The organism is Bacillus sp. FSL R5-0434 (assembly GCF_038004745.1).
GTDB classification, from domain to species: domain Bacteria; phylum Bacillota; class Bacilli; order Bacillales; family Bacillaceae; genus Bacillus; species Bacillus halotolerans.
The window spans coordinates 2,683,030-2,704,391 of record NZ_JBBORV010000001.1; the positions used below are offsets into that span (position 1 = coordinate 2,683,030).

At 44.4% G+C, this 21,362-nt stretch carries 18 protein-coding genes, 1 pseudogene and 1 other annotated feature; of the genes and pseudogenes, 1 reads left to right on the forward strand and 18 read right to left on the reverse strand.

The window, feature by feature from the left end; translation table 11 throughout:
• The 10 genes from minC to valS form a co-directional block, all read right to left on the reverse strand.
• Window positions 1-681, reverse strand: a complete 681-nt coding sequence (gene minC, locus NYE43_RS13890) for a septum site-determining protein MinC (protein ID WP_024122354.1) — start codon at window positions 679-681, stop codon at window positions 1-3.
• 52 nt (window positions 682-733) lie between these two features.
• On the reverse strand, window positions 734-1,252 hold the full coding sequence (gene mreD / locus NYE43_RS13895) for a rod shape-determining protein MreD (RefSeq protein ID WP_010335162.1): 519 nt from the start codon (window positions 1,250-1,252) through the stop codon (window positions 734-736).
• Window positions 1,249-2,121 carry a rod shape-determining protein MreC gene (gene mreC / locus NYE43_RS13900; RefSeq protein WP_024122356.1) on the reverse strand — a complete coding sequence of 291 codons (873 nt, stop codon included), beginning with the start codon at window positions 2,119-2,121 and terminating at the stop codon, window positions 1,249-1,251. Before mreC ends, mreD begins: the two co-directional genes overlap by 4 nt.
• Before the next feature lie 30 nt (window positions 2,122-2,151).
• Window positions 2,152-3,165 carry a cell shape-determining protein MreB gene (gene mreB / locus NYE43_RS13905; RefSeq protein WP_010335164.1) on the reverse strand — a complete coding sequence of 338 codons (1,014 nt, stop codon included), beginning with the start codon at window positions 3,163-3,165 and terminating at the stop codon, window positions 2,152-2,154.
• A 91-nt stretch (window positions 3,166-3,256) separates the two neighbouring features.
• Window positions 3,257-3,952: a RadC family protein gene (gene radC, locus NYE43_RS13910; protein WP_024122357.1), complete on the reverse strand. Its 696-nt coding sequence runs from the start codon at window positions 3,950-3,952 to the stop codon at window positions 3,257-3,259.
• Between the two features lie 37 nt (window positions 3,953-3,989).
• Window positions 3,990-4,559 carry a Maf family nucleotide pyrophosphatase gene (locus tag NYE43_RS13915; protein WP_185848752.1) on the reverse strand — a complete coding sequence of 190 codons (570 nt, stop codon included), beginning with the start codon at window positions 4,557-4,559 and terminating at the stop codon, window positions 3,990-3,992.
• A 150-nt stretch (window positions 4,560-4,709) separates the two neighbouring features.
• Entirely contained in the window at window positions 4,710-5,708 is a 999-nt protein-coding gene (locus tag NYE43_RS13920) for an SPOR domain-containing protein (RefSeq protein ID WP_024122359.1), read from the reverse strand.
• Between the two features lie 132 nt (window positions 5,709-5,840).
• Complete coding sequence (locus NYE43_RS13925) at window positions 5,841-6,587, reverse strand: prepilin peptidase (protein WP_185848751.1); 747 nt, start codon at window positions 6,585-6,587, stop codon at window positions 5,841-5,843.
• A 140-nt stretch (window positions 6,588-6,727) separates the two neighbouring features.
• Window positions 6,728-8,020 (reverse strand): bifunctional folylpolyglutamate synthase/dihydrofolate synthase, encoded by a 1,293-nt coding sequence (locus NYE43_RS13930; RefSeq protein ID WP_185848750.1) that lies wholly within the window; start codon window positions 8,018-8,020, stop codon window positions 6,728-6,730.
• Between the two features lie 59 nt (window positions 8,021-8,079).
• A complete protein-coding gene (gene valS / locus NYE43_RS13935) occupies window positions 8,080-10,722 on the reverse strand; it encodes a valine--tRNA ligase (RefSeq protein ID WP_024122363.1) in 2,643 nt (880 codons plus the stop codon).
• Window positions 10,723-10,781: 59 nt separating this feature from the next.
• Window positions 10,782-11,004, reverse strand: a binding site (T-box leader).
• 166 nt (window positions 11,005-11,170) lie between these two features.
• Between valS and NYE43_RS13940 the strand changes: the two genes are divergently transcribed.
• Window positions 11,171-11,362, forward strand: a complete 192-nt coding sequence (locus tag NYE43_RS13940) for a hypothetical protein (RefSeq protein WP_024122364.1) — start codon at window positions 11,171-11,173, stop codon at window positions 11,360-11,362.
• Between the two features lie 19 nt (window positions 11,363-11,381).
• Here the strand turns inward: NYE43_RS13940 and cotN are convergent, their stop codons facing one another.
• From cotN to hemA, 8 genes and pseudogenes are all read right to left on the reverse strand, one after another.
• The gene (gene cotN / locus NYE43_RS13945) at window positions 11,382-12,407 is read right to left on the reverse strand and encodes a spore coat protein CotN (RefSeq protein WP_095714285.1); all 1,026 of its coding nucleotides are present in this window, start codon (window positions 12,405-12,407) and stop codon (window positions 11,382-11,384) included.
• Between the two features lie 1,670 nt (window positions 12,408-14,077).
• Window positions 14,078-14,785, reverse strand: a pseudogene (locus NYE43_RS21750) (stage VI sporulation protein D); the annotation flags it as partial.
• Between the two features lie 134 nt (window positions 14,786-14,919).
• Window positions 14,920-16,212: a glutamate-1-semialdehyde 2,1-aminomutase gene (hemL, locus tag NYE43_RS13955; RefSeq protein WP_185848748.1), complete on the reverse strand. Its 1,293-nt coding sequence runs from the start codon at window positions 16,210-16,212 to the stop codon at window positions 14,920-14,922.
• 29 nt (window positions 16,213-16,241) lie between these two features.
• Complete coding sequence (gene hemB / locus NYE43_RS13960) at window positions 16,242-17,216, reverse strand: porphobilinogen synthase (protein ID WP_024122369.1); 975 nt, start codon at window positions 17,214-17,216, stop codon at window positions 16,242-16,244.
• On the reverse strand, window positions 17,213-18,001 hold the full coding sequence (hemD, locus tag NYE43_RS13965) for a uroporphyrinogen-III synthase (protein WP_185848747.1): 789 nt from the start codon (window positions 17,999-18,001) through the stop codon (window positions 17,213-17,215). The genes hemB and hemD overlap by 4 nt, the downstream gene beginning before the upstream one ends.
• On the reverse strand, window positions 17,991-18,932 hold the full coding sequence (hemC, locus tag NYE43_RS13970; RefSeq protein WP_103671732.1) for a hydroxymethylbilane synthase: 942 nt from the start codon (window positions 18,930-18,932) through the stop codon (window positions 17,991-17,993). The genes hemD and hemC overlap by 11 nt, the downstream gene beginning before the upstream one ends.
• Before the next feature lie 36 nt (window positions 18,933-18,968).
• Window positions 18,969-19,799, reverse strand: coding sequence for a cytochrome c biogenesis protein (locus tag NYE43_RS13975; protein WP_010335178.1), 831 nt, complete (start codon window positions 19,797-19,799; stop codon window positions 18,969-18,971).
• Between the two features lie 7 nt (window positions 19,800-19,806).
• Window positions 19,807-21,174 (reverse strand): glutamyl-tRNA reductase, encoded by a 1,368-nt coding sequence (gene hemA, locus NYE43_RS13980; protein WP_024122372.1) that lies wholly within the window; start codon window positions 21,172-21,174, stop codon window positions 19,807-19,809.
• Window positions 21,175-21,362: the final 188 nt, after the last annotated feature.

Consider the following 21,362-nt stretch of genomic DNA (forward strand, 5'->3'; position numbering starts at 1 on the left):
TCACATTCCTCCCTCAAGCCTTGTTAGATCAGGTCTTAAATGAGCCAAATGTTGAAGGCGTTCAATGACCATATTTCCGTCTGTATCTAAATAAGCACATTCCATTTCGTTCCCTTTTTGAATGTGGTCTGGGGAGCGATTTAACACGTGATTGATTCTTAACTGTGTCGGCAGCATTTCAGAGGCAGCAATGACCGCATGATTATTTCCGTTAAATCCGGCGTGGGCAATCCCTTTCAGCGAACCCAGAACAAAAATGTTTCCGCCGGCTCTGACTGTCCCGCCCGGGTTCACATCTCCGATTAGAAGCAAATCGCCCTTCACCTCGAGCACTTGGCCTGAACGGACAATTTTTGAAACAGAAATAATTTCAGCTTCCTCTTTCATACGCTGTGCTTCTTTTTTAGTAATGACTTCACTCTCAATAGAATGAACAAACAAATCTTTCTTTGACGCAATTAATTCGGTCAGCTGTTCCTCTTGCTCCTGATATAAGCAGCGATTACCCAGCTTAATGTGAACGCTGATTTTCTGGCCTTTTCCATCTGTATATTGTTCAATTGACAGCATATTCTGAAGACCATCGAGAAGCTCATCAAAAGAACATGCATCATCAAGATGCAATGTCAAACCATTCTTTGTTCCTTTTATCGTTACATATTGCTGCTTTTTGGTCTTCACAATATTCACCTCAACAACATACTCATTTCGTCAAAAAAAGATAAAATCCTTTTTACTCATCTCTCAATTCTTTCTTTAGACTCATAAAAAATAATCTAAATGGGAGAACCAGGATGAGTGCGCTTATCATATTTAATAAAACTGTCGGTATAAACCGGTCTAGCACAAAGCCATTAAACGTCATAATGTCTTTGTGAATCAGCGACTGAATGCCGAATACATAAAATTCAAGCAGGCAAACTGCGAGAACAGCAATCAGGATGACGACAAAAGCGTTTGTGTGCAGCACTTTAAACGCTTTTGACGCCAAATAGCTTAGCCCCGCAAAGCCAAACATATAAACACCTAATAGACTTGTATAATTCATATCATATAGAAAGCCGAAAATAAAACCGTAGATCACCGCGTGTTTTTGATTGATAAAAGCCGACATAAAAATCAGCACAAGCATCAGAAAACGCGGGACGAGCACCTGGTCATCCGTGACGAACGGGAAATGCACCAGATCAGTAAAGATGCTTTCCGCCGAAAAAACCAACATCATAACGAAAGGGAGAAGGAAACGTTTCACGATCCTTCCTCCTCTGTATCGACAGTCGGCACATCACGATTAACAACGATCACATTATTTAAATCAGAAAGATCAGCCGCAGGTTTTACATAGGCAACTTTCGTTAATCCATAAGAATCAGACTCGATCTCAGTCACTTCACCGATTGTCAGCCCTTCTGGAAATACGCCTCCTGTGCCCGACGTTTCGATCAGATCGCCTTTTTTCACATCTTGTTTATCCTTGCGTTCGATTATGGTCATCTTAAGCCGTTTTTTGTCTTTATCATAGCCTTCGATTAAACCGTAGCCTTTGCTGCCTTTTTTCCCGGAAATGGTTGTTGCGACTCTGTTATTCCGGTCAGTATCGCTTAAAAGCTGGACCGTAGACGTAAAGTTATTAAGGCCGGAGCTTTTAATCTTCCCGATTAATGCGCCTTTTTCGTTCGTTACAGCCATATCTTTCGCTACGTTTTGCTGAGTCCCTTTGTTAAGGGTCACTTGCTTCGCCCAGTTATCAGGACTTCTGGCAATGACTGTCGCCAAAATCGGCTTGTAATCTTTTATTGATTTCACATGGCCGAGTTCGTCACGCAAGGATTTGTTTTCGTCTTCAAGTTCTTGGAGCTTGGCTTCATATTTTGTCTGTCCGTCAAGCTTTTCTCTCAGACGCTCGTTTTCTTCGTATGTGTTTTTTAAATCACTAATGTTCTCAAATATCCCTGCAAAAAATTCGGCAGGCGTATGAAAAATGTTTTGAAATACTCCCGTCGTATCACCGATCAGTTTCTCAGGCCAGGTGGTATTACGGCCGTCCTTCAGCGAAAATCCAATCATAGCCACCAATATGATAATACACAGAAGTAATAGCATTAACCGTTTATTCGGCATCGTGTTACACCTCTTCTATTGAACTCCCGATTATCTTGTTTTTCCTTTGAAAAGATGGATGTGCTCCAGTGCTTTTCCTGTACCGATCGCTACACAATCAAGCGGGTCTTCAGCGATAAGGACCGGCATTTTTGTTTCTTCGCTGATGACTTTGTCCAAATTACGAAGAAGCGCTCCGCCGCCGGTTAACACAATACCTCTGTCCATGATATCTGCGGCAAGCTCAGGCGGTGTTTTTTCAAGTGTGCTTTTCACTGCCTCTACAATAGTTGACACAGTGTCACGCAAAGCATTAGAAATTTCTTTTCCAGTAATTTCGATCGTTTTCGGCAGACCTGTCAGCAAGTCACGGCCGCGGATTTCCATTTTATCGGATTCTTCTGCGGATTCAGCAGAGCCGATATCCATTTTAATCGCTTCAGCAGTGCGGTCCCCGATCATCAGGTTGTATGTTTTTCTGATGTAGTTGATAATCGCATCGTCCATTTCATCACCGGCAACGCGGATGGATTGAGATGTTACAATACCTCCGAGGGAAATAATCGCAACTTCTGTCGTTCCGCCACCGATATCAACAACCATGCTTCCAGTCGGTTCCCAAACCGGCAGATTGGCGCCGATAGCCGCAGCAAACGGTTCTTCGATCGGATACGCGTCACGCGCTCCGGCTTGTCTTGTCGCATCGATAACAGCACGCTCTTCAACCGCAGTAATGCCGGATGGCACACAAACCATCACATAAGGTTTTCTGGCAAACATGCCTTTATTTTTAATGGCCTGATTGATGTAATATTTCATCATGGTAGCCGTCGTTTCATAATCAGCGATAACGCCGTCTTTCATCGGGCGAAGAGCTACTACGTTTCCAGGAGTCCGTCCGATCATATTTTTCGCATCATTTCCGACAGCAACAATCGATTTCGTATCCGTTTGCAGAGCAACGACTGACGGCTCTCTCACAACAATTCCTTTACCTTTCACAAAAACAAGCGTATTCGCAGTTCCAAGATCTATACCAAGGTCTCTTGTACCAATTCCAAACATATGTATGTATCTTCCTTTCTTAAAGCAAAAATACCCTAAAGGGAAAAACTCATAAACTCTATTATAGCTTAATTCGACGAAAAAAAAAGTGTTACAAATATCCTTTTTCCTTTAAACTCACAAATTTTTTGTCGCCAATCACCAAATGGTCAAGCAGCTCGATGCCAATCAGGTTTCCGCATTCAAACAGCCGTCTTGTCACTTCAATATCTTCCCTGCTCGGCGTCGGATCCCCCGATGGATGATTGTGGATACAAATAAAGGAAGCGGCAGATCGTTTAAACGCTTCTTTAAATACCTCCCGGGGGTGGACAATAGATGAATTCAGACTTCCGATAAAAACAGTGCGTTTATGGATGACTTGGTTTTTTGTATTTAAATATAAACAGACAAAATGCTCCTGGGTTAAAAAGCGCATATCCTCCATGACCAGGTTTGCGCCGTCTTCCGGGGAGCGGATTACAAAATGTTCTTCATTGGCTAGTTTATGAATACGGCTTCCCAGTTCAACTGCTGCCAGTATTTGCACAGCCTTCACCAGACCGATTCCCGGGATGCTGGACAGCTCCTCAACGGAAGCTTCTTTCAGCAGACGCAGCCCGTCAAACGAGCGCAGAAGCCTGTTTGAAAGGTTCATAACAGATTCGTTCTTTGTGCCTGTCCGCAATAAAATAGCCAAAAGTTCGTTGTTTGCTAAGTTCTCGGCTCCGACTTTCAGCAGCCGTTCTCTAGGTTTTTCTTTCTTTGGGAAATCTCTGAGTTTTAATGGCAGATCGTGTATGATCAAGCCCTCCTTTTCTTTCCCTTCCCGTTTATAAAAATCGTCAGGCTTCTACATCAAAATCCTTCAGAACTCTCATTGTTTTTGATATAGGGAGCCCTACGACTGAATAATAATCTCCGTCTATTTTTTTTACAAAAAGTGCGCCTTTTCCTTGGATGCCGTAAGCACCTGCTTTATCCATCGGTTCTTTCGTTTCAATATAAGTCCAAATATCTTCTTCACTGAGGGGCCAAAACACAACCTCAGTCTTATCATAGAACGTTTCGCTGTGATTTGCAGCTTGAATACTGACAGCGGTTATCACTGAATGACTACGGCCGGAAAGCCTGCGGAGCATAGCAGCGGCTTCTTCTTGATCTTGCGGTTTGCCTAGGCACTCACCGTCAAGACATACCATTGTATCAGCACCGATTACGATTGCGCCCGGATTGAGATCGGCCACAGCCTTAGCTTTTTGTTTTGCCAACCATTGGACGTTTTCTTCAGGTGAAAAGTTTCGATTTAATTTTTCCTCTACTTCACTGACAGTAATGGTGTAGGGGATCTGAAGCAGATCGAGGAGTTCTTTTCTTCGCGGAGATTGTGATGCAAGTATAAGCGGCTTAGCCATGTTCGTCATCCTTTCAGGGTTTGCTTAAGAAAAAAAGATACTCATTTATCCTACCAAATCATGAGGCTCGCCACAATTTCAGAAAAATAACTTTTTCATGACAAAATAAAAAAAGCCTGTCACTAAGGACGAAGGCTCAGGCACTTTCTATTATTTAATTACGGCTAAAAGCTGCTGCTGAGCCTTCCATCCGGCTTCAGCACTTGGGTCCTCTAATTCCTTTAACGCCTGCAAAACTGCTTTTTTCTCTCCCGTTTCAGCCGCTTCTGATTCACCGAGCGACTTTTCTATTTTTTTAACACTTGCTTTTGTGATATCTTCTCCGAGAATCGCCTTCGCAGAGAGCTCTGCTGTTTTCTTGAAAGAATCTGTCATATCCGACTCTATTGATAAGGATAATTCCTTGCCTCCCCAAGCTTCAAAATCGCTGTCGATCAAAAGCTGCCCTAACTGCTGTGATACAGCCTTATCATTTGCCAGACCCGCGATGACATACGTGTACCCGTCATCCTTTGACAGGGAGACGGCGGAATATCCTTTTTCAGTCAGCTGTTCAGTTAACGTCTCAGCACCCTTTTCATTTGAAAACTTTCCTGCTTGAACTGCATATGTTTTATATGTACCTTCCGTTTGTGCCGCTTGTTTTTCACCGCCGGTGCTTTGTTTCTCCGCAGATGTATCTCCTGCTTTTGCCGTCTGGCTGCCTAAAGAATCGTCTAAGGAGGCTGGCGCCGACGCTTCTTTATTGCCTGATATATTCAATGCGAATAGCCCTAAGCCTGTGCCTAAAACCGCAGCAAAGGCAATTGTCGCCGCCACTCTTTTTACCGGCTTGGCCGACCCTGACTTTCCTTTTGAATAGAGCTTCGATTTCTTCTTTTGATAAGGCGGAACAACTTTGGGGTCATCTTTAAACACCTTATCCTCGTCTGAATCCCAGTTGAATTCATCTTCATCAGGATGTTCATGGGACGCCGCAACCTCCTGCTCCGCCTTTCTCTTTTCCTCCCAATTTGAAAACGTCATGTTTTTTTCTTGCTCTGTCTCCGGTGTCTCTTGTTCATAAACTGTTTCTTCTTTTCCATTAATCGTCACCTTAAGGGCTTTTTCTTCCGCTTTACTGATTTTTTTTTGCTTCCTTTTTTTCAATTCTGCTTCCTCCCTTCATTTGTGTGACCGTTCTTGTGGCTTTTCATGCTACACACTTTAGCACAGGCGAAAAAAAAAAGAACAAGACTTTTGTCGTCTTGTCCAAAAAACGTTCGTCAAATTTTTCATCAGTCAGCCTAACGCCGTTTTGACATAAAAGGAAATGATAGAGTCACCGTATAAATAAGCGAAAATGCTTCCTGCCGCAATTGCCGGGGCAAAGGGAATCGGCTGTTTTCTGGCCAGCCTTCCGAACAGTACAGCGGCAGCTCCGTACAATGCGCCTATAAAAACTGAAAAGAAAAAGGCGGCAGCAAGCATTTTTACACCAAGCACAAGGCCAATAACGGCAAATAATTTAACATCCCCTCCCCCTATTCCTCCATGAGTGATGACGGCAATAAAGGCCAGTAAAAGAAAACCGGCAGCCGCGCCTATAAAGCCTTCATACCAAGAAAGAAGCGGAGAAATGATTCTGCCAGCCGCCAGAAAGGGAAGAAAGAATAGCAATATGCGATTTGGAATCAGCATAAAGTGAATATCTGTCACAGAAACAATAATTAGAAGAGATAGAAACACCAACGCAACAATCAGTTCCCAAGACAAACCGAAACGAAATCCCGCGGCTGCAAATAAACTCGCTGTCGAGAGCTCTGCCGCCGGGTACATAAGAGAGAGCTTTTGGCCGCAGCTTTTGCAATTGCCTTTTTGCAGAATAAAAGATAAAACAGGGATTAATTCCGTCGGGGTTAGGGTTCGACGGCAAAAGGAACATGCCGAACGCGGACTTATGATGGATATGTGCAAGGGGATACGGCATCCAACCGTATAATAAAATGAACCGAGGATAAGGCCGAGGACAAAAAGAATCGGAATCATAGACAACACACCTTTACTCTCTTTAGATTATGCTATGGATTGTAGCACAGCAAGCATATTGATCTATAATAAGCAATTTTAGATTTTGACAGAAAAAATCCCGGCAGAATATCATTATTGATTCTGCCGGGCCAAAGTCATTACAGCATTCTTTTTCGAATGTCAGAAATAAAATAAAGTGATCCCGTAATGAGCACGATATCATTTGAGCCTTTTTTGCTTTCTATTAATTTGATCACATGCTCCGGATCTTCATTCCAGCTTTTGCTGCTGATTTCACTAGCATCATACAGATCTTTCGCAAGAGAAGCACGCGGAAAATCAAAAGAAGCAAAATGAATCGAGTGCGCGATCGTTTCCAGTTTCTTAATCATGTCATGATACGGCTTATCCTTTAACGCACTGAACACCACACAAATATCGGAATCCGGAAAACGCTGCTTCATCGTTTCAGTCAGCTTATCGATCCCTTCTTCATTATGGGCGCCGTCTAAATATACCGGCGGATGTTCCTGAACCAACTCTAATCTGCCCGGCCAAGCAGCCTTTACGAGCCCGCTTCTTAACGCAGCACCACTAATTTCAGCAATGTTTTCCCTGTTAAGCCATTCGGCAGCCAAAATGGACAATGCCGCATTTTGTCTTTGATGCGTACCGATGAGAGATGTTCGAATATCTTCATAACACGTTTCTCCGGTTTTTAAAGAAAACTGTTCTCCTGCAGAGAGAGCCTTTTCATTATAAATCCTGCTTGTATCATGCAATGACTGAAAAGGAGCAGATTTTCGTTCAGCTTCATGCCGGATTACCTGTAAGGCTTCCGGCTGGGTAACGGCTGTCACGATCGGAATGCCTTCTTTTATAATCCCGGCTTTTTCGCCTGCGATTTCTTCAATGGTGTTTCCTAAAATGTTCATATGGTCGTGTCCGATACTTGTGATGACAGTTAAAAGCGGCTCGACAACATTAGTAGAATCGTACCTTCCGCCCAGACCTGTTTCAAAAATAACAAAATCGACCTGATGATACGCAGCAAAATATAAAAATGCACAAGCCGTCATAATTTCAAATTCTGTCGGCTGACCGTGTTCAGTTTGATCAAGCGCTTCAACGATCGGTTTCACCTGATTAACGAGTGTGACCCACTCCTCATCTGTAATAGGTGTGCCGTTTACGCTGATGCGCTCATTAAATGTGATGATATAAGGCGATGTAAACGTACCGACAGTGTATCCCGCTTCTTGCAGCATAGAACGGATAAAAGCGACAGTTGATCCTTTGCCGTTTGTTCCCGCCACGTGGAGCGCGCGGATTTTCTTTTCAGGATGGTCCAATCGCGCCATCAGCTGCTTCATTCGATCAAGACCGGGCTTCACTCCGAATTTTAGACGGCTGTGAATCCAGCTGCGCGCTTCTTCATATGCAGTAAACAATGATAATCCCCTCTTTTATAAGACAAGGCGGTTTCTCAAGAAACCGCCTCGGCTTTTCATTAGCCCTTCAGCTCAGCCATTCGTTTTTGAACAGCGTCACGCTTTGCCACATAATCTTTCTCTTTCTCACGTTCTTCATCAATTACGTGTGCAGGCGCTTTTTTTATAAATCCTTCGTTTCCAAGTTTCTTTTGGACTCGCTCGACTTCTTTCGTCAGCTTATCGAATTCTTTTTGCAGACGGGCGATTTCTTCATCGATATTAATTAAACCTTCAAGCGGAAGTATGACCTCTGCTCCTGTGACAACTGCCGTCATTGCTTTATCAACAGCTTCGATATCTGTACCGATTTTCAGCGCGCTCGGATTTGTAAAGCGTTCCACATAAGAACGGTTTGCTTCGAGACGGGCTGCGACCTCGTCCGTGCTCGCTTTAATGTACAATTCAACTTGCTTGCTCATCGGTGTGTTTACTTCGCTGCGGATATTACGCACAGAACGGATCAGTTCAACGAGAAGCTTCATGTCAGCAGCAGCTTCAGTGTCTGTATGCTCAGGCACAACAGCAGGCCATGTGCTTACAGTAATGGATTCTCCTTGGTGAGGCAGGTGCTGCCAAATTTCCTCCGTTAAGAATGGCATAAACGGATGGAGCAGGCGCATCGTTTGATCCAGAACATAAGCAAGGATGGAACGGGTTGTTTTCTTAGCCGCTTCGTCTTCTCCGTATAGAGGAAGCTTCGCCATTTCAATATACCAATCACAGAAATCGTCCCAAATAAAGTTATATAAATGGCGGCCGACTTCACCAAATTCATATTTATCAGCTAGCTGTGTCACACTTTCGATCGTTTCGTTTAAACGCGTTAAAATCCACTTGTCAGCTACTGATTTCTCACCTGAAAGATCAAGCTCATCATATGTCATGCCATCCATGTTCATTAATGCGAAACGAGAAGCGTTCCAAATTTTATTGGCAAAATTCCAAGTCGATTCCACTTTTTCATAGCTGAAGCGAAGATCTTGGCCAGGAGAGCTTCCAGTCGCCAGGAAATAGCGAAGGGAATCGGCTCCGTACTTGTCAATCACTTCCATCGGATCGACACCGTTGCCAAGAGATTTACTCATTTTTCTGCCTTGCTCATCACGGATTAAGCCATGGATTAAAACATCTTTAAACGGACGTTCGCCAGTAAATTCAATCCCTTGGAAAATCATGCGTGACACCCAGAAGAAAATGATGTCGTAGCCTGTAACGAGAACGTCAGTCGGATAATAGCGTTTAAAGTCTTCAGCTGTCAAATCAGGCCAGCCCATAGTGGAGAAAGGCCAGAGCGCAGAACTGAACCATGTATCCAGCACGTCTGTATCCTGCTCCCAATTTTCGCTGTCCTCCGGCGCTTCAAGACCGACATATAACTCGCCTGTTTCTTTATGATACCAGGCAGGAATGCGGTGGCCCCACCATAATTGACGGGAAATACACCAGTCGCGAATATTTTCCATCCAATGCAAATACGTTTTTTCGAAGCGGTCAGGAACAAAGTTGACTTTTTCTTCTTTCTCCTGCAATTCAATTGCTGCATCAGCAAGCGGCTGCATACGCACAAACCATTGGGTAGAAAGATATGGTTCAACAACCGCTCCGCTCCGTTCACTATGTCCGACAGAGTGCAGATGGTCCTCGATTTTGAAGAGAACGCCTGCCTCCTGTAAATCTTTAACGAGCTTTTTACGGCATTCAAAGCGATCCATGCCTTGATATTGCAGCGCATTTTCATTCATCGTGCCGTCTTCATTCATGACCAGAATACGCTCTAAGTTATGACGGTTGCCAAGTTCGAAGTCGTTCGGATCGTGGGCAGGCGTAATTTTCACCGCACCTGAACCAAATTCCATATCAACATAGTCATCGCCGACAATCGGTATTTCACGATTTGTGATAGGCAGAATAACCGTTTTTCCGATAAGGTGCTTGTAGCGCTCATCTTCAGGGTGAACCGCAACGGCCGAATCACCAAGCATCGTTTCTGGACGTGTCGTCGCGATTTCAATTGAACCTGATCCGTCAGCAAGCGGATAGCTCATGTGATAAAACGCGCCTTGAACATCCTTGTAAATGACCTCAATGTCTGATAAAGCTGTTTTTGTTGCAGGGTCCCAATTTATGATGTATTCGCCTCTGTAGATCAAGCCTTTTTCATAAAGTTTGACGAACACTTCGCGAACCGCTCTGTTTAAGCCTTCATCAAGCGTAAAGCGTTCACGGGAATAATCAAGGCCAAGCCCTAATTTCGCCCACTGACTGCGGATGAAATCAGCATACTCTTCCTTCCACTTCCACGTTTCTTCAAGGAATTTCTCACGGCCTAAATCGTAACGGCTTGTGCCTTCTTCACGAAGTTTCGCTTCAACTTTAGCCTGTGTCGCGATACCGGCGTGGTCCATACCCGGAAGCCACAGTACATCATACCCCTGCATGCGTTTCATTCTTGTTACAATGTCTTGCAGCGTGGTATCCCAAGCGTGGCCAAGGTGAAGCCTTCCTGTTACGTTTGGCGGCGGAATAACGACAGAGTACGGCTCTTTTGTCTGATCGCTGCCTGCTTCAAAAAACTTACCTTTTAGCCAAAAATCATATCGGTCTTTTTCAACCGCAGCCGGATCGTATTTCGTCGGCATTGTTTGTTCATTCGTTTCCATCATAACCCTCCAGCATGTTTAAAATGGCTGAGAACGAAAAAAGAGCCCTTCATCCTTGGGAAAAGGACGAAAAAGCTCTTTCGCGGTACCACCTTTTTTCATGAACTTTGTCAGTTCATGCGCTTCAACGGATAACGGGGGTTTCCCGAATTTCTCTACTCTTCTTTCAAGAAATTATGCTCCCGGGCGACCTTCCAATCAGACAACATAAGAAGCCTTTCAGCAAGCGGCTTCTCTCTCTGCATGCGTCTTTCTTGTACTCTTCCCGTTCTAAGCAGGTGTATCTATCAGCTCATTATATACTTTATTTATGTTCTTTATTATAGTAAAAGTGTTTTTGATTCGTCAATCATCTTTTCCAAAAATACTGCGTCCTATACAAGATGGGCAGGCACCTATTGACCAAGTATACATATGATGCTTGTAAATGCGTTGAGGAGGATGCACCGTGAAGAAACGTTTCAGCTCTTATTCCCTGCCGCCGTGGGTCAGGCAAATTCGGCTTGTATCCGCGCAAGTGATTATCCCGATTACGATTTTTCAAGGTATCAGAACCATTTTCTTTCCGACAACCTTTGATGTCTTGCTGCTCGCAATATTGATTCTGTTAGCCTGTGCGCTTCATTTGGAATGGATATAAACAAACAAGTCCGCGCCAATTAAGACGTGGACTCGTTTTCCGCCTGAAATTTTTTCTCTTGTTCAATTTGATGGATTTTCATCACAAACGGCTCAATATTTTTCATTTGCCAGTATGCCTTTAATAAGTGTGTACATTCATCTTTTTCACGCCGTCTTTTCCCGGTCTGATAGCGGTTCAGCACTTTGTACACCGTTGCCGGATAAGCCATGTAACTGAGAAAAAGACTGATTTCAGCCTCATGCAGAGGAAATGCTTTCGTATATGCATAAAACCAATCGACACACTCCGGACAAGCTTTTGGAAAACCGCTGAACATTCGTGTGTAAAAGCCGAGCAAGTCGTTATGCGGCGGCCCCACAGACGCTCTCTCAAAATTCGTAAAGTATCCGGTCCCTGCATCATTATACAGAAAATGGTGAATAGACAGGCTGCCGTGGGTAATGACAACCCTTGAGGAGCCTTTTTCTTTTGCCGCTTCATACCAGTCCTTAATCCGCTCAAGCGCAAAGTTTACGGCGGAAATGGTTTCTGAATAATAGGTTACAGCCTGCAATTCAAAGGGGGAAAGGTACCATTCTTTCTCAGCTCTGTCTACAAACTGTTCATAAATGACCTTTTCATTTTCCCACTTTTTTCTCGTTTGTTCATAGTGGCGTTCAATGTCTTCACGCCTGACCTTGATTTCCTGCGCAGTTCTCTCGTGAAGGCGGGCTGTTTCTCTAAATAGATAGGCATGTTTCTGATCCCGCTCTTCCTCTTGGTCAAATTGGAGCCAAGGCATTAAGTAATAGGAGTCTCCAGTTTGTACGCCCCCGGAGAAAAACTCTCCCCCATTTGTTCTGTAAATGGGAACAAAGGAATGAAAGCCTTTTTCCTCAATTGCCACCATTTGATCTGTAAAATGTTTGCCGCGAACCGATTTCATTTTTTTCAGCGCAAATACCCCATAATCTGAATACACTTTCCACACACGAGAACTGACTGGCTCAATAAATTGAGCCGTCAGTCCGTATTCCTGAAGAACCGATTGGACATCTTCCATTCCATTCACCACATTTTCCGATCGCTTACGGCTTACGCATGGCTGCTGTTGTATTGAGGGATATAAAGAATCTGCCCTGCTTTCAATTCATCATCCAGCGCCAAAGAATTCATCCTGATCAGCTGCTGGGAGGTAATGTCGTACCGTTCGCATAAACGTTCAATGGTATCTTCCTGCTGAACAATACAGATTTTCATTCTAGAAAACTCATCTTCTTCTCTCGTAAAGAGTTTTGTTAAATAAAGAGAATTATGATTTTCCTTTGTTTCAGTTCCCTTTGTTTGAGCAGCAGGAACAGCCCCAGCAATAGCATCTGTTTCCTTCCTTTCAGGTTCGGAAGTGTCTGGCAGCTGGTAAGAATGAAAAGACGCCTCTTCCTCAGATTCTTCAGGTGTAGGTGTTTTTCTCACTTCAATTTCAAAGCTTTCTTTCTTCTGCTCTTCTTCCTCCAGCAGCTTAGGCGCTGAATAAAAGGAATGCTCTTCTGAATCTTGTTCCGGCAGGAAGGTACGGTAGGCCGGCGTAAGCTCTTCTTCCTGAGATTCCCCTTCAGCACTTATCTTTTGATTAAAATGCAGGGTTGGAGCTGCTGCTTCTTCCTTTAAAAGTGCAGCTGGCGCTTCTTCCTGCTCTCTGCTTCCTTCTAAAGAAACAACGTCTTCATGTATAGTTTCCTGGACTTCCTTCAGTTGTTCTGCATCCTGTCGAGGTGCAGGCTCTATGTGATCCGATAGCTCCGATTCTGTTTTTTGGGATTCTTGACGCAGAGCATGCTCAAGAATAGAAGAATCTGGTTTTTCTGTTTTTTCTTCACCACGCTCAGCCTCTTGCTGAAGCTCAGCTTCTACAGCAGGTGATATTTCCGCCGCCGAAACAAGCGGTTCTGACAGTTCCGCATGCTCTTCTTCCGTCTCTGCTTTTTCGCGGATCTCTATTCCTGAAGCAGCCTTTGGGGAATCTGCTTCTACTGTTTCCGCTTCCTCACGAAGCCCTGCCTCTGAAAGAATGAGCTCCGGCGGCTTCGCTTCTTCTGCATTTATATCTTTGCTGCCCTCTGCTTTTAAAGCAGCTGATTCTGATCGCTCAGCTTCTTTCTTTTCATTTTCCTGTTCTTCACGAAGCCTCGCTTCCGAGACAACAAGCTCTGGCGGATCAACTGACGCTTCTTCTGCTTTTATACCGCCGCTGTCCTCTGCTTTTAAAGCCAATGGCTCTGACCGCTCAGCTTCTTCCTCTTCATTTTCCTGCTCTTCACGAAGCCCCGCTTCCGAGACAACAAGCTCCGGCGGCTCAGCTGACGCTTCTTCTTCCGCTTTTATATCTTCGCTGTCCTCTGCTTTTAAAGCCAATGGCTCTGACCGCTCAGCTTCTTCCTCTTCATTTTCCTGTTCTTCACGAAACCCCGCTTCCGAGACAACAAGCTCCGGCGGCTCAGCTGGCGCTTCTTCCGCCTTTATACCTTCGCTGTCCTCTGCTTTTAAAGTCAATGGCTCTGACCGCTCAGCTTCTTCCTCTTCATTTTCCTGCTCTTCACGAAGCCCCGCTTCCGAGACAACAAGCTCCGGCGGCTCAGCTGGCGCTTCTTCCGCCTTTATATCTTCGCTGTCCTCTGATTTCAAAGCCAATGGCTCTGACCGCTCAGCTTCTTCCTCTTCATTTTCCTGCTCTTCACGAAGCCTCGCTTCCGAGACAACAAGCTCTGGCGGCTCAGCTGGCGCTTCTTCCGCCTTTATACCTTCGCTGTCCTCTGATTTCAAAGCCAATGGCTCTGACCGCTCAGCTTCTTCCTCTTCATTTTCCTGCTCTTCACGAAGCCCTGCTTCCGAGACTAGAAGCTCCGGCGGCTCGGCTGGCGCTTCTTCTTCGCTGTCCTCTGCTTCTAAAGCAAATAGCTCTGGCGGCTCAGAAAAACCTTCATCAGGAGCTTCATAGAGAGGAATGTCTTGCTCTCTGTCTGCTGTGTCATCAAGAAGGCCTTCTATTGCTAAATCAGCCTGGATCGTCAGGATGCGCGAGTCTGTTAGTTGATAGTCAAATGCATCAATAAACACAAAAACTTCATGTAAATGACTGACTTTATTTTTCGGGATGGTTATATCGACAGGGAAACAATGAGTCAGTTCCGCAGTTCCATCCTCTCTCGTTCTGACCTCTTCGACAAACCGCTTATCGGTATCAAACTCTTCAGTATTTTTGCTCTGATCTATGTTGTACTCACCTGTAAGTTCAAGCGATCCTCTGATTGAAACGTAATCATTTACTTCCTGAACCCTAATATCAGGATCTAATGAAATGGAAAGCAGTTCAGAAACTTCCTGTCCTTTTTGGAAACAGATCGATTCTTCTACAGAAAATTGCAATCGATGATTTTGCGGCAAGTTCATATCCTCCTTTCATCTAATCCTTAAAATTAGATGTCACTAAAGGTGTATGTATGAAATGGAGAAAATATGAATGGGGAAGCATAGAAAAACCGGTACAAGGATGTCCTTGATACCGGTTTTTATCGTACTTATCCGCGGCTGATCTCAGCGAATACGTTCTCAGCTGCCTGAATTGTTTTTTCAATATCTTCATCAGTATGAGCCGTCGAGAGGAAAAGCCCTTCAAATTGAGACGGCGGAAGGAACACACCTTCGTTTGCCATTCCTTTATAATACTTGGCAAACAGCTTCAAATCCGATGCTTTGGCTGTTTCATAATTGATGACAGGTTCATTTGTAAAGAAGAAACCGATCATTGAACCTGCGCGGTTAAAGGTATGCGGAATACCGTGCGCCTCTGCCGCTTTTGAAATGCCTTCTTCCAGCCTGTCACCTTTTTTCATAAAGATCTTGTATGATTCAGGCGTGAGCTGCATTAATGTTTCGAGTCCAGCCGTCATCGCAAGCGGGTTGCCTGACAGCGTACCTGCCTGATAAATCGGACCGCTCGGAGCAATCCGCTCCATAATTTCGGCTTTACCGCCATAAGCGCCGACAGGCAGTCCGCCCCCGATCACTTTTCCTAAGCAAGTCAGATCAGGCGTTACGCCGAAATAGCCTTGAGCGCATTTGTAATCGACCCGGAAGCCAGTCATGACTTCATCAAAAATCAGCAGCGTGCCGTACTGTTCAGTAATATCACGCAATCCTTGCAGGAAGCCTTCTTGCGGCGGAACTACTCCCATGTTTCCGGCAACCGGTTCTACGATGACGCCTGCAATATCTTCACCGAACTGTTGGAATGCAAGCTTTACACTTTCTAAATCATTGTACGGAACGGTGATGGTGTTTTTCGCTATTCCTTCAGGTACGCCCGGGCTGTCAGGCAGACCGAGTGTTGCCACTCCTGAACCCGCTTTAATCAGCAGAGAATCTCCGTGTCCATGGTAGCAGCCCTCAAATTTTAAAATCTTATTGCGGCCTGTATATCCTCTTGCCAAACGAAGCGCGCTCATGGTCGCCTCGGTTCCTGAGCTGACCATCCGTACAATTTCTACTGACGGCACTCGGTCAATGACGAGCTTCGCCAATTCATTTTCCACCTCAGTCGGAGCCCCGAAGCTTGTCCCGTATTCAGCCACTTTTTTGAGGCTCTCTACAACGCGGTCATTTGTGTGTCCTAAAATTAAAGGCCCCCATGACAATACGTAATCAATATACTCATTTCCATCAATATCATAGATTTTAGAGCCATTTCCGCGCTCCATAAAAATCGGGTCCATGTCTACCGATTTAAAGGCGCGAACGGGGCTGTTTACACCGCCCGGCATGAGTTTTTGCGCTTCTTTAAAAGCCGCTTTTGATTTTTCATAGCTTCTCATCTGCCTCAACTCCTGTCAACTGAATAAAATTACTCCGCAAGCCATTTTGCTGCGTCTTTTGCATGATACGTAATAATCAGGTCGGCACCCGCACGCTTCATGCTTGTCAAAATTTCTAAGACAATCTCTTTTTCCTTGATCCAGCCGTTCTGAGCTGCAGCCTTCACCATAGAATACTCTCCGCTTACATTATAAGCCACAAGCGGCAATGTAAACTCATTTTTTACATCCCGCATGATATCCATATAAGAAAGTGAAGGTTTCACAATCAGGAAGTCCGCGCCTTCCTCAACATCTGATTGGGCTTCACGGAGTGCTTCCAGACGGTTGGCAGGGTCCATTTGATACGTTTTGCGGTCGCCAAATTGAGGCGTGCTGTTTGCTGCATCACGGAACGGACCGTAAAACTCACTTGAATATTTCACGGCGTAAGACATGATCGGAATATTGATGAAGCCTTCTTTATCTAATGCTTCTCTGATAACCGTCACAAATCCGTCCATCATGTTAGAAGGCGCAATGATATCCGCTCCGGCTTTTGCTTGGCTGACAGCTGTCTGTGCCAATAGCTCCAAGGATTCATCATTCAGGATCTGTCCGTCTTTGACGAGACCGCAATGTCCGTGATCTGTATATTCACATAGGCATGTATCAGCAACGACAACCATCTCAGGGAAGTGCTTTTTAATTTCGGCAATTGCTTCTTGCACAATCCCGTGGTCATGGTAAGCTTGCGTTCCGCAATCATCTTTTTCTTCAGGTATGCCGAAAACAATGACGGATTGAATTCCGAGACTGACCAGCTCAGCCACTTCATCCTTTAATAGATCTAAAGATACATGATAAACATCAGGCATTGAAGGAACAGCTTTTTTTCCTTCTAAACCTTCAACGACAAAGATCGGATAAATAAAATCAGATGGATGCAGACGAGTTTCTTTCACCATCTCTCTCATTGCTTTTGATGACCGCAAACGGCGGTGTCTGTTAAATGATTGACTCATATTCTATCTTCCTTTCTAGACATGCGGCACATTAAATCAAGCATGCCGTCAATTGTAAATGTATCAGGCATATACGACGTGATTCCGTACGACAGCAGAGCGTCCCTCGTTAGCGGTCCGATGCTGATGCAGTCCGTCTGGTGCGCCGGCCATTTTTTTACTCCTTCTCCCAGAACATGCATAAATGTATGTACGGTTGATGAGCTTGTAAATGTCACATAATCAAATGAATACTGATTCGCGGCATTTTTTAATTCCTCGATGCCATCTTCATCAGGAACAGTTTCATATACGACCCATTCCTTCACCTCAAAGCCAAGAGGCGTAAGCTCTTTTTTTATCACATCGCGAGATAAATTGCCTTTTATGACTGAAATCCGTTCTGACGGTTCGGCATGCTGCTTAAGAGCGTCCGCCAATTGTTCTGCAATATAGTCATGAGGCATTACATCAACCGATACGTTGTACGATTCTAAACGGCGTGCGGTTTTTTCACCAACAGCCGCAATTTTTTTATGACCGGGAACAATAAGCTGATTTTCTTTCAGATAAGAAAAAAAGAAATCCGCTCCATTTACACTCGTAAACACAAGCCAGCCGGGTATGGTTAGATCTAGTCGCACCTGTTCCGCCAGATCATTCGGCAGAGTTCGGCGAAACGTGATCAATGAGGCCAATACCGCTTTTCCGCCAAGCTGCTCCACTTTCTGCCGAAACGATTTTGCCTGCGTCTTATTTCGGGTGACAAGCACTGTTTTTCCTTTCAAAGGAAAATCATTTACCATCCTCATCAAGCTCCCGTTTTACGCGATCGATTAAATCTTTAGCGCCTTTATCAGTCATGAGAGCCGCACAGCGCTTACCGACTTCCTCCGGATTGTTTCCGGTGACGGTTTCTTTGAAAATGATTTTTCCATCAGGCGAAGCCACAAGCCCTGTCAGTTCAATTTCATCCTGGCCGTTTATCACCGAGTAGCCGGCGATCGGCACCTGACAGCCGCCCTCCATCGCGTTTAAGTAGGCACGTTCTGCCAGTACAGTCCGTTTTGTATACTCATCCGTAAACTGAGAAAATAACGTTAAAAGCTCTCGATCGGATTCGCGGCACTCAATTGCAAGAGCGCCTTGGCCAACAGCCGGAAGACAGCGCTCAGGCTCAAGAAATTCAGTTACGACATCCTGCTTCCAGCCCATTCTGGAAAGCCCTGCCGCAGCTAAAATAATTGCATCGTAATCTTCGTTTTCCAGCTTTTGAAGTCTCGTATCTATATTACCTCTAATCCATTTAATTGTAATGTCAGGGCGCTCAATCAAAAGCTGTGCGCTTCTTCTTAAACTGCTTGTGCCGATGACAGCACCTTCCTTCAATTCAGAAAGCTTTACACGATTCTTTGAAATAAGAGCGTCACGAGGATCTTCCCGTTCAGGAATACAGCCGATCACAAGGCCTTCAGGCAAAACGGCAGGCATATCCTTCATGCTGTGAACCGCCATATCAATGTCTTCGTTTAAAAGCGCTTGTTCGATTTCTTTGACAAACAGCCCTTTCCCTCCCACTTTTGACAGGGTAACATCAACGATCCGGTCACCCTTTGTGACGATTTCTTTTATGTCAAAAGCAAAAGAAGGATTGATTTCCTTCAGTTTGCGAATCACCCATTTTGTTTGGGTCATAGCGAGTTTGCTCCGTCTGGAACCTACTTTTATCGTTCTCATTTTTTCTTTCCTCCCGAATCTGCTTGGGCACATTATTTAACTGAACCAATGGAATTGAGACAGGCTTCCGAGCAGGAAATAATTGATCATCAGCACGAGAAAACAAGCCGTATTCCACAGTGCGGCGACCTTCCCCTGAAGCTCTTTAATCAGCCTGATATAAAGATAATAGCTGTACAGAAGCAGGACGACAAACGAACCAAGCACTTTGGCGTCGAACCAATACAGCGTTTCTAGAGACACATACGCCCAAATGACGCCAAGAATTAAACTCAGCAAAAGCATCGGAACTCCGATGACATTCAGAACATACGCCATATAATCAAGCTTAGACAAATCTTCTATTCTCAACAGCCACTTTCCCCATTTTTTCTTTTTTAACAGATGATATTGAAACAAATAGAGCACAGAAAATACAAAAGAAAGGGAAAAAGCACCGTAAGAAAGAATCGCCATTGTAATATGAATCACTAACAGCTCCGATACGAGCTGACCCGAAAAAGCCGCTGACTGCTGCTCCGTCGGTGAAAATGTATGAATGGCGATCATAGCAAACCCTATTACATTTGTAAAAAACACAATAAAATCAACACGCAGCAGCTTTGTCAGTACAAGTGACAGTGTGACAAGCACCCAAGCATAAAAATAAAGGGCCTCCGTCACATTTAATACCGGAAACCGCCCCGTCACCCACATAAAGTAGGCTAAATACACGGTTTGCAGAGTCCAGACAATAGAAAGCAACCAGAAGGCCATTTTCCCAGCCTTCCGGTTGTGTTGAAGAAAATCTATAAAATAAAAGAGTACACTTAATGCGTAAATGACGATTGTCCCTTCATTAAGTCTTGCCATTGCAGTATCAATCATTCAGCTTTCACTCACTTACAAGTGGGGCAAACCCCGCTCTTGATTCAGCCTTGTTATAAGAATGGACCTTTTGGCTGCCTTCAACGCTTTTGATCATTTGCCGGCCCGCAGCTTCTTCTATATCAAAAATCTGCTTAAACAAAGCCAGCTTTTCTTCAGAATCAGCCTCTGCCGCAAGTTCTTTCACCTTTAATATCGGGTCGCGGAGCATTTGATTAATGATACTTTTCGTATGTTTATTCAAAAGTTTTTTCTCTCTTGTCGTCAAATGAGGCAGCTTCCGTTCAATGCTGTCCATCGTTTCAGACTGGATTGCCAGCGCTTTTTCACGCAATGCGGAAATGACGGGCACTACACCGAGTGTATTCAGCCATTGTTTAAACTCCACAATGGTTTCTTCGATTAACAGTTCAACCTTCTCAGCGGTTTCTCTCCGCTCTTTCAGGTTCGCTTCTACGATCCCTTCAAGATCGTCTATATCATAAAGGAAGACGCCTTCTAGATCGTTTAAAGCGGGATCCAAGTCTCTTGGCACGGCGATGTCCACCATAAATAAAGGACGGCCCTTGCGAAGCTTATTCGCGTTTTCCATCATTTCTTTAGACACAACAAAATCACTCGCACCGGTAGAGCTGATTAAAATATCGGCTTCTGCAAGCGCGCTTTCAAGCTGATTTAAGCTTCGCGCTTCACCGGAGAAACGGTCTGCAAGTTCTTTCGCTTTCAAGTATGTTCTGTTAATGACTGTCACTTTTCCGATTCCCTGTCCATGCAGATTTTCGGCTGCAAGCTCGCCCATCTTTCCTGCACCAAGGATCAATATATGCTTGCTTGAAAGGTTTCCGAAGATTTTTTTCGCAAGCTCAACGGCCGCATAGCTAACAGACACTGCATTAGAGCCAATGTCTGTTTCGGCATGAGTCCGTTTACCCACTGTAACCGCCTGCTTAAACAACTCATTAAAAATCGTGCCGATCGTTTTTTCTTGCTGAGCTGTTTTGAAGCTGTCGCGCACCTGACCGAGAATTTGCGTTTCACCGATCACCATAGAATCCAATCCGCAGGCTACACGGAACAAATGCTCAACAGCCGCATCGCTTTCATAAAATCTTAAAAACGGCGACAGGTCTTCTTTGCTTAAGTGAAACCAGTCAGCTAAAAATTTTTTTATATAATAACGGCCGGTATGGAGCTGGTCGACTACCGCATAAATTTCAGTGCGGTTGCAGGTAGATACGATGATATTTTCGAGAATGCTTTTCTCTGCTTTTAGCTGCACCATCGCTTCTGCAAGCTCATTCGGCTGAAAACTTACTTTTTCACGTATCTCAATAGGGGCGGATTTATAATCTACTCCCACAACAAGTATATGCATAGCTTTCCTTACACCCCCAACACCCAAACTTTAATTTATAATCATTCTAACATAGAATTCATTATTTATAATAATTATAACATAGTTTCTTTCGCAAATTGTGAACAGATTTCAAAAATCTTGTGCTATATTAGAAAAAGCTTCACGAACAAAATATGTTCCTATTGACAATACCAAAAACAGCAGAA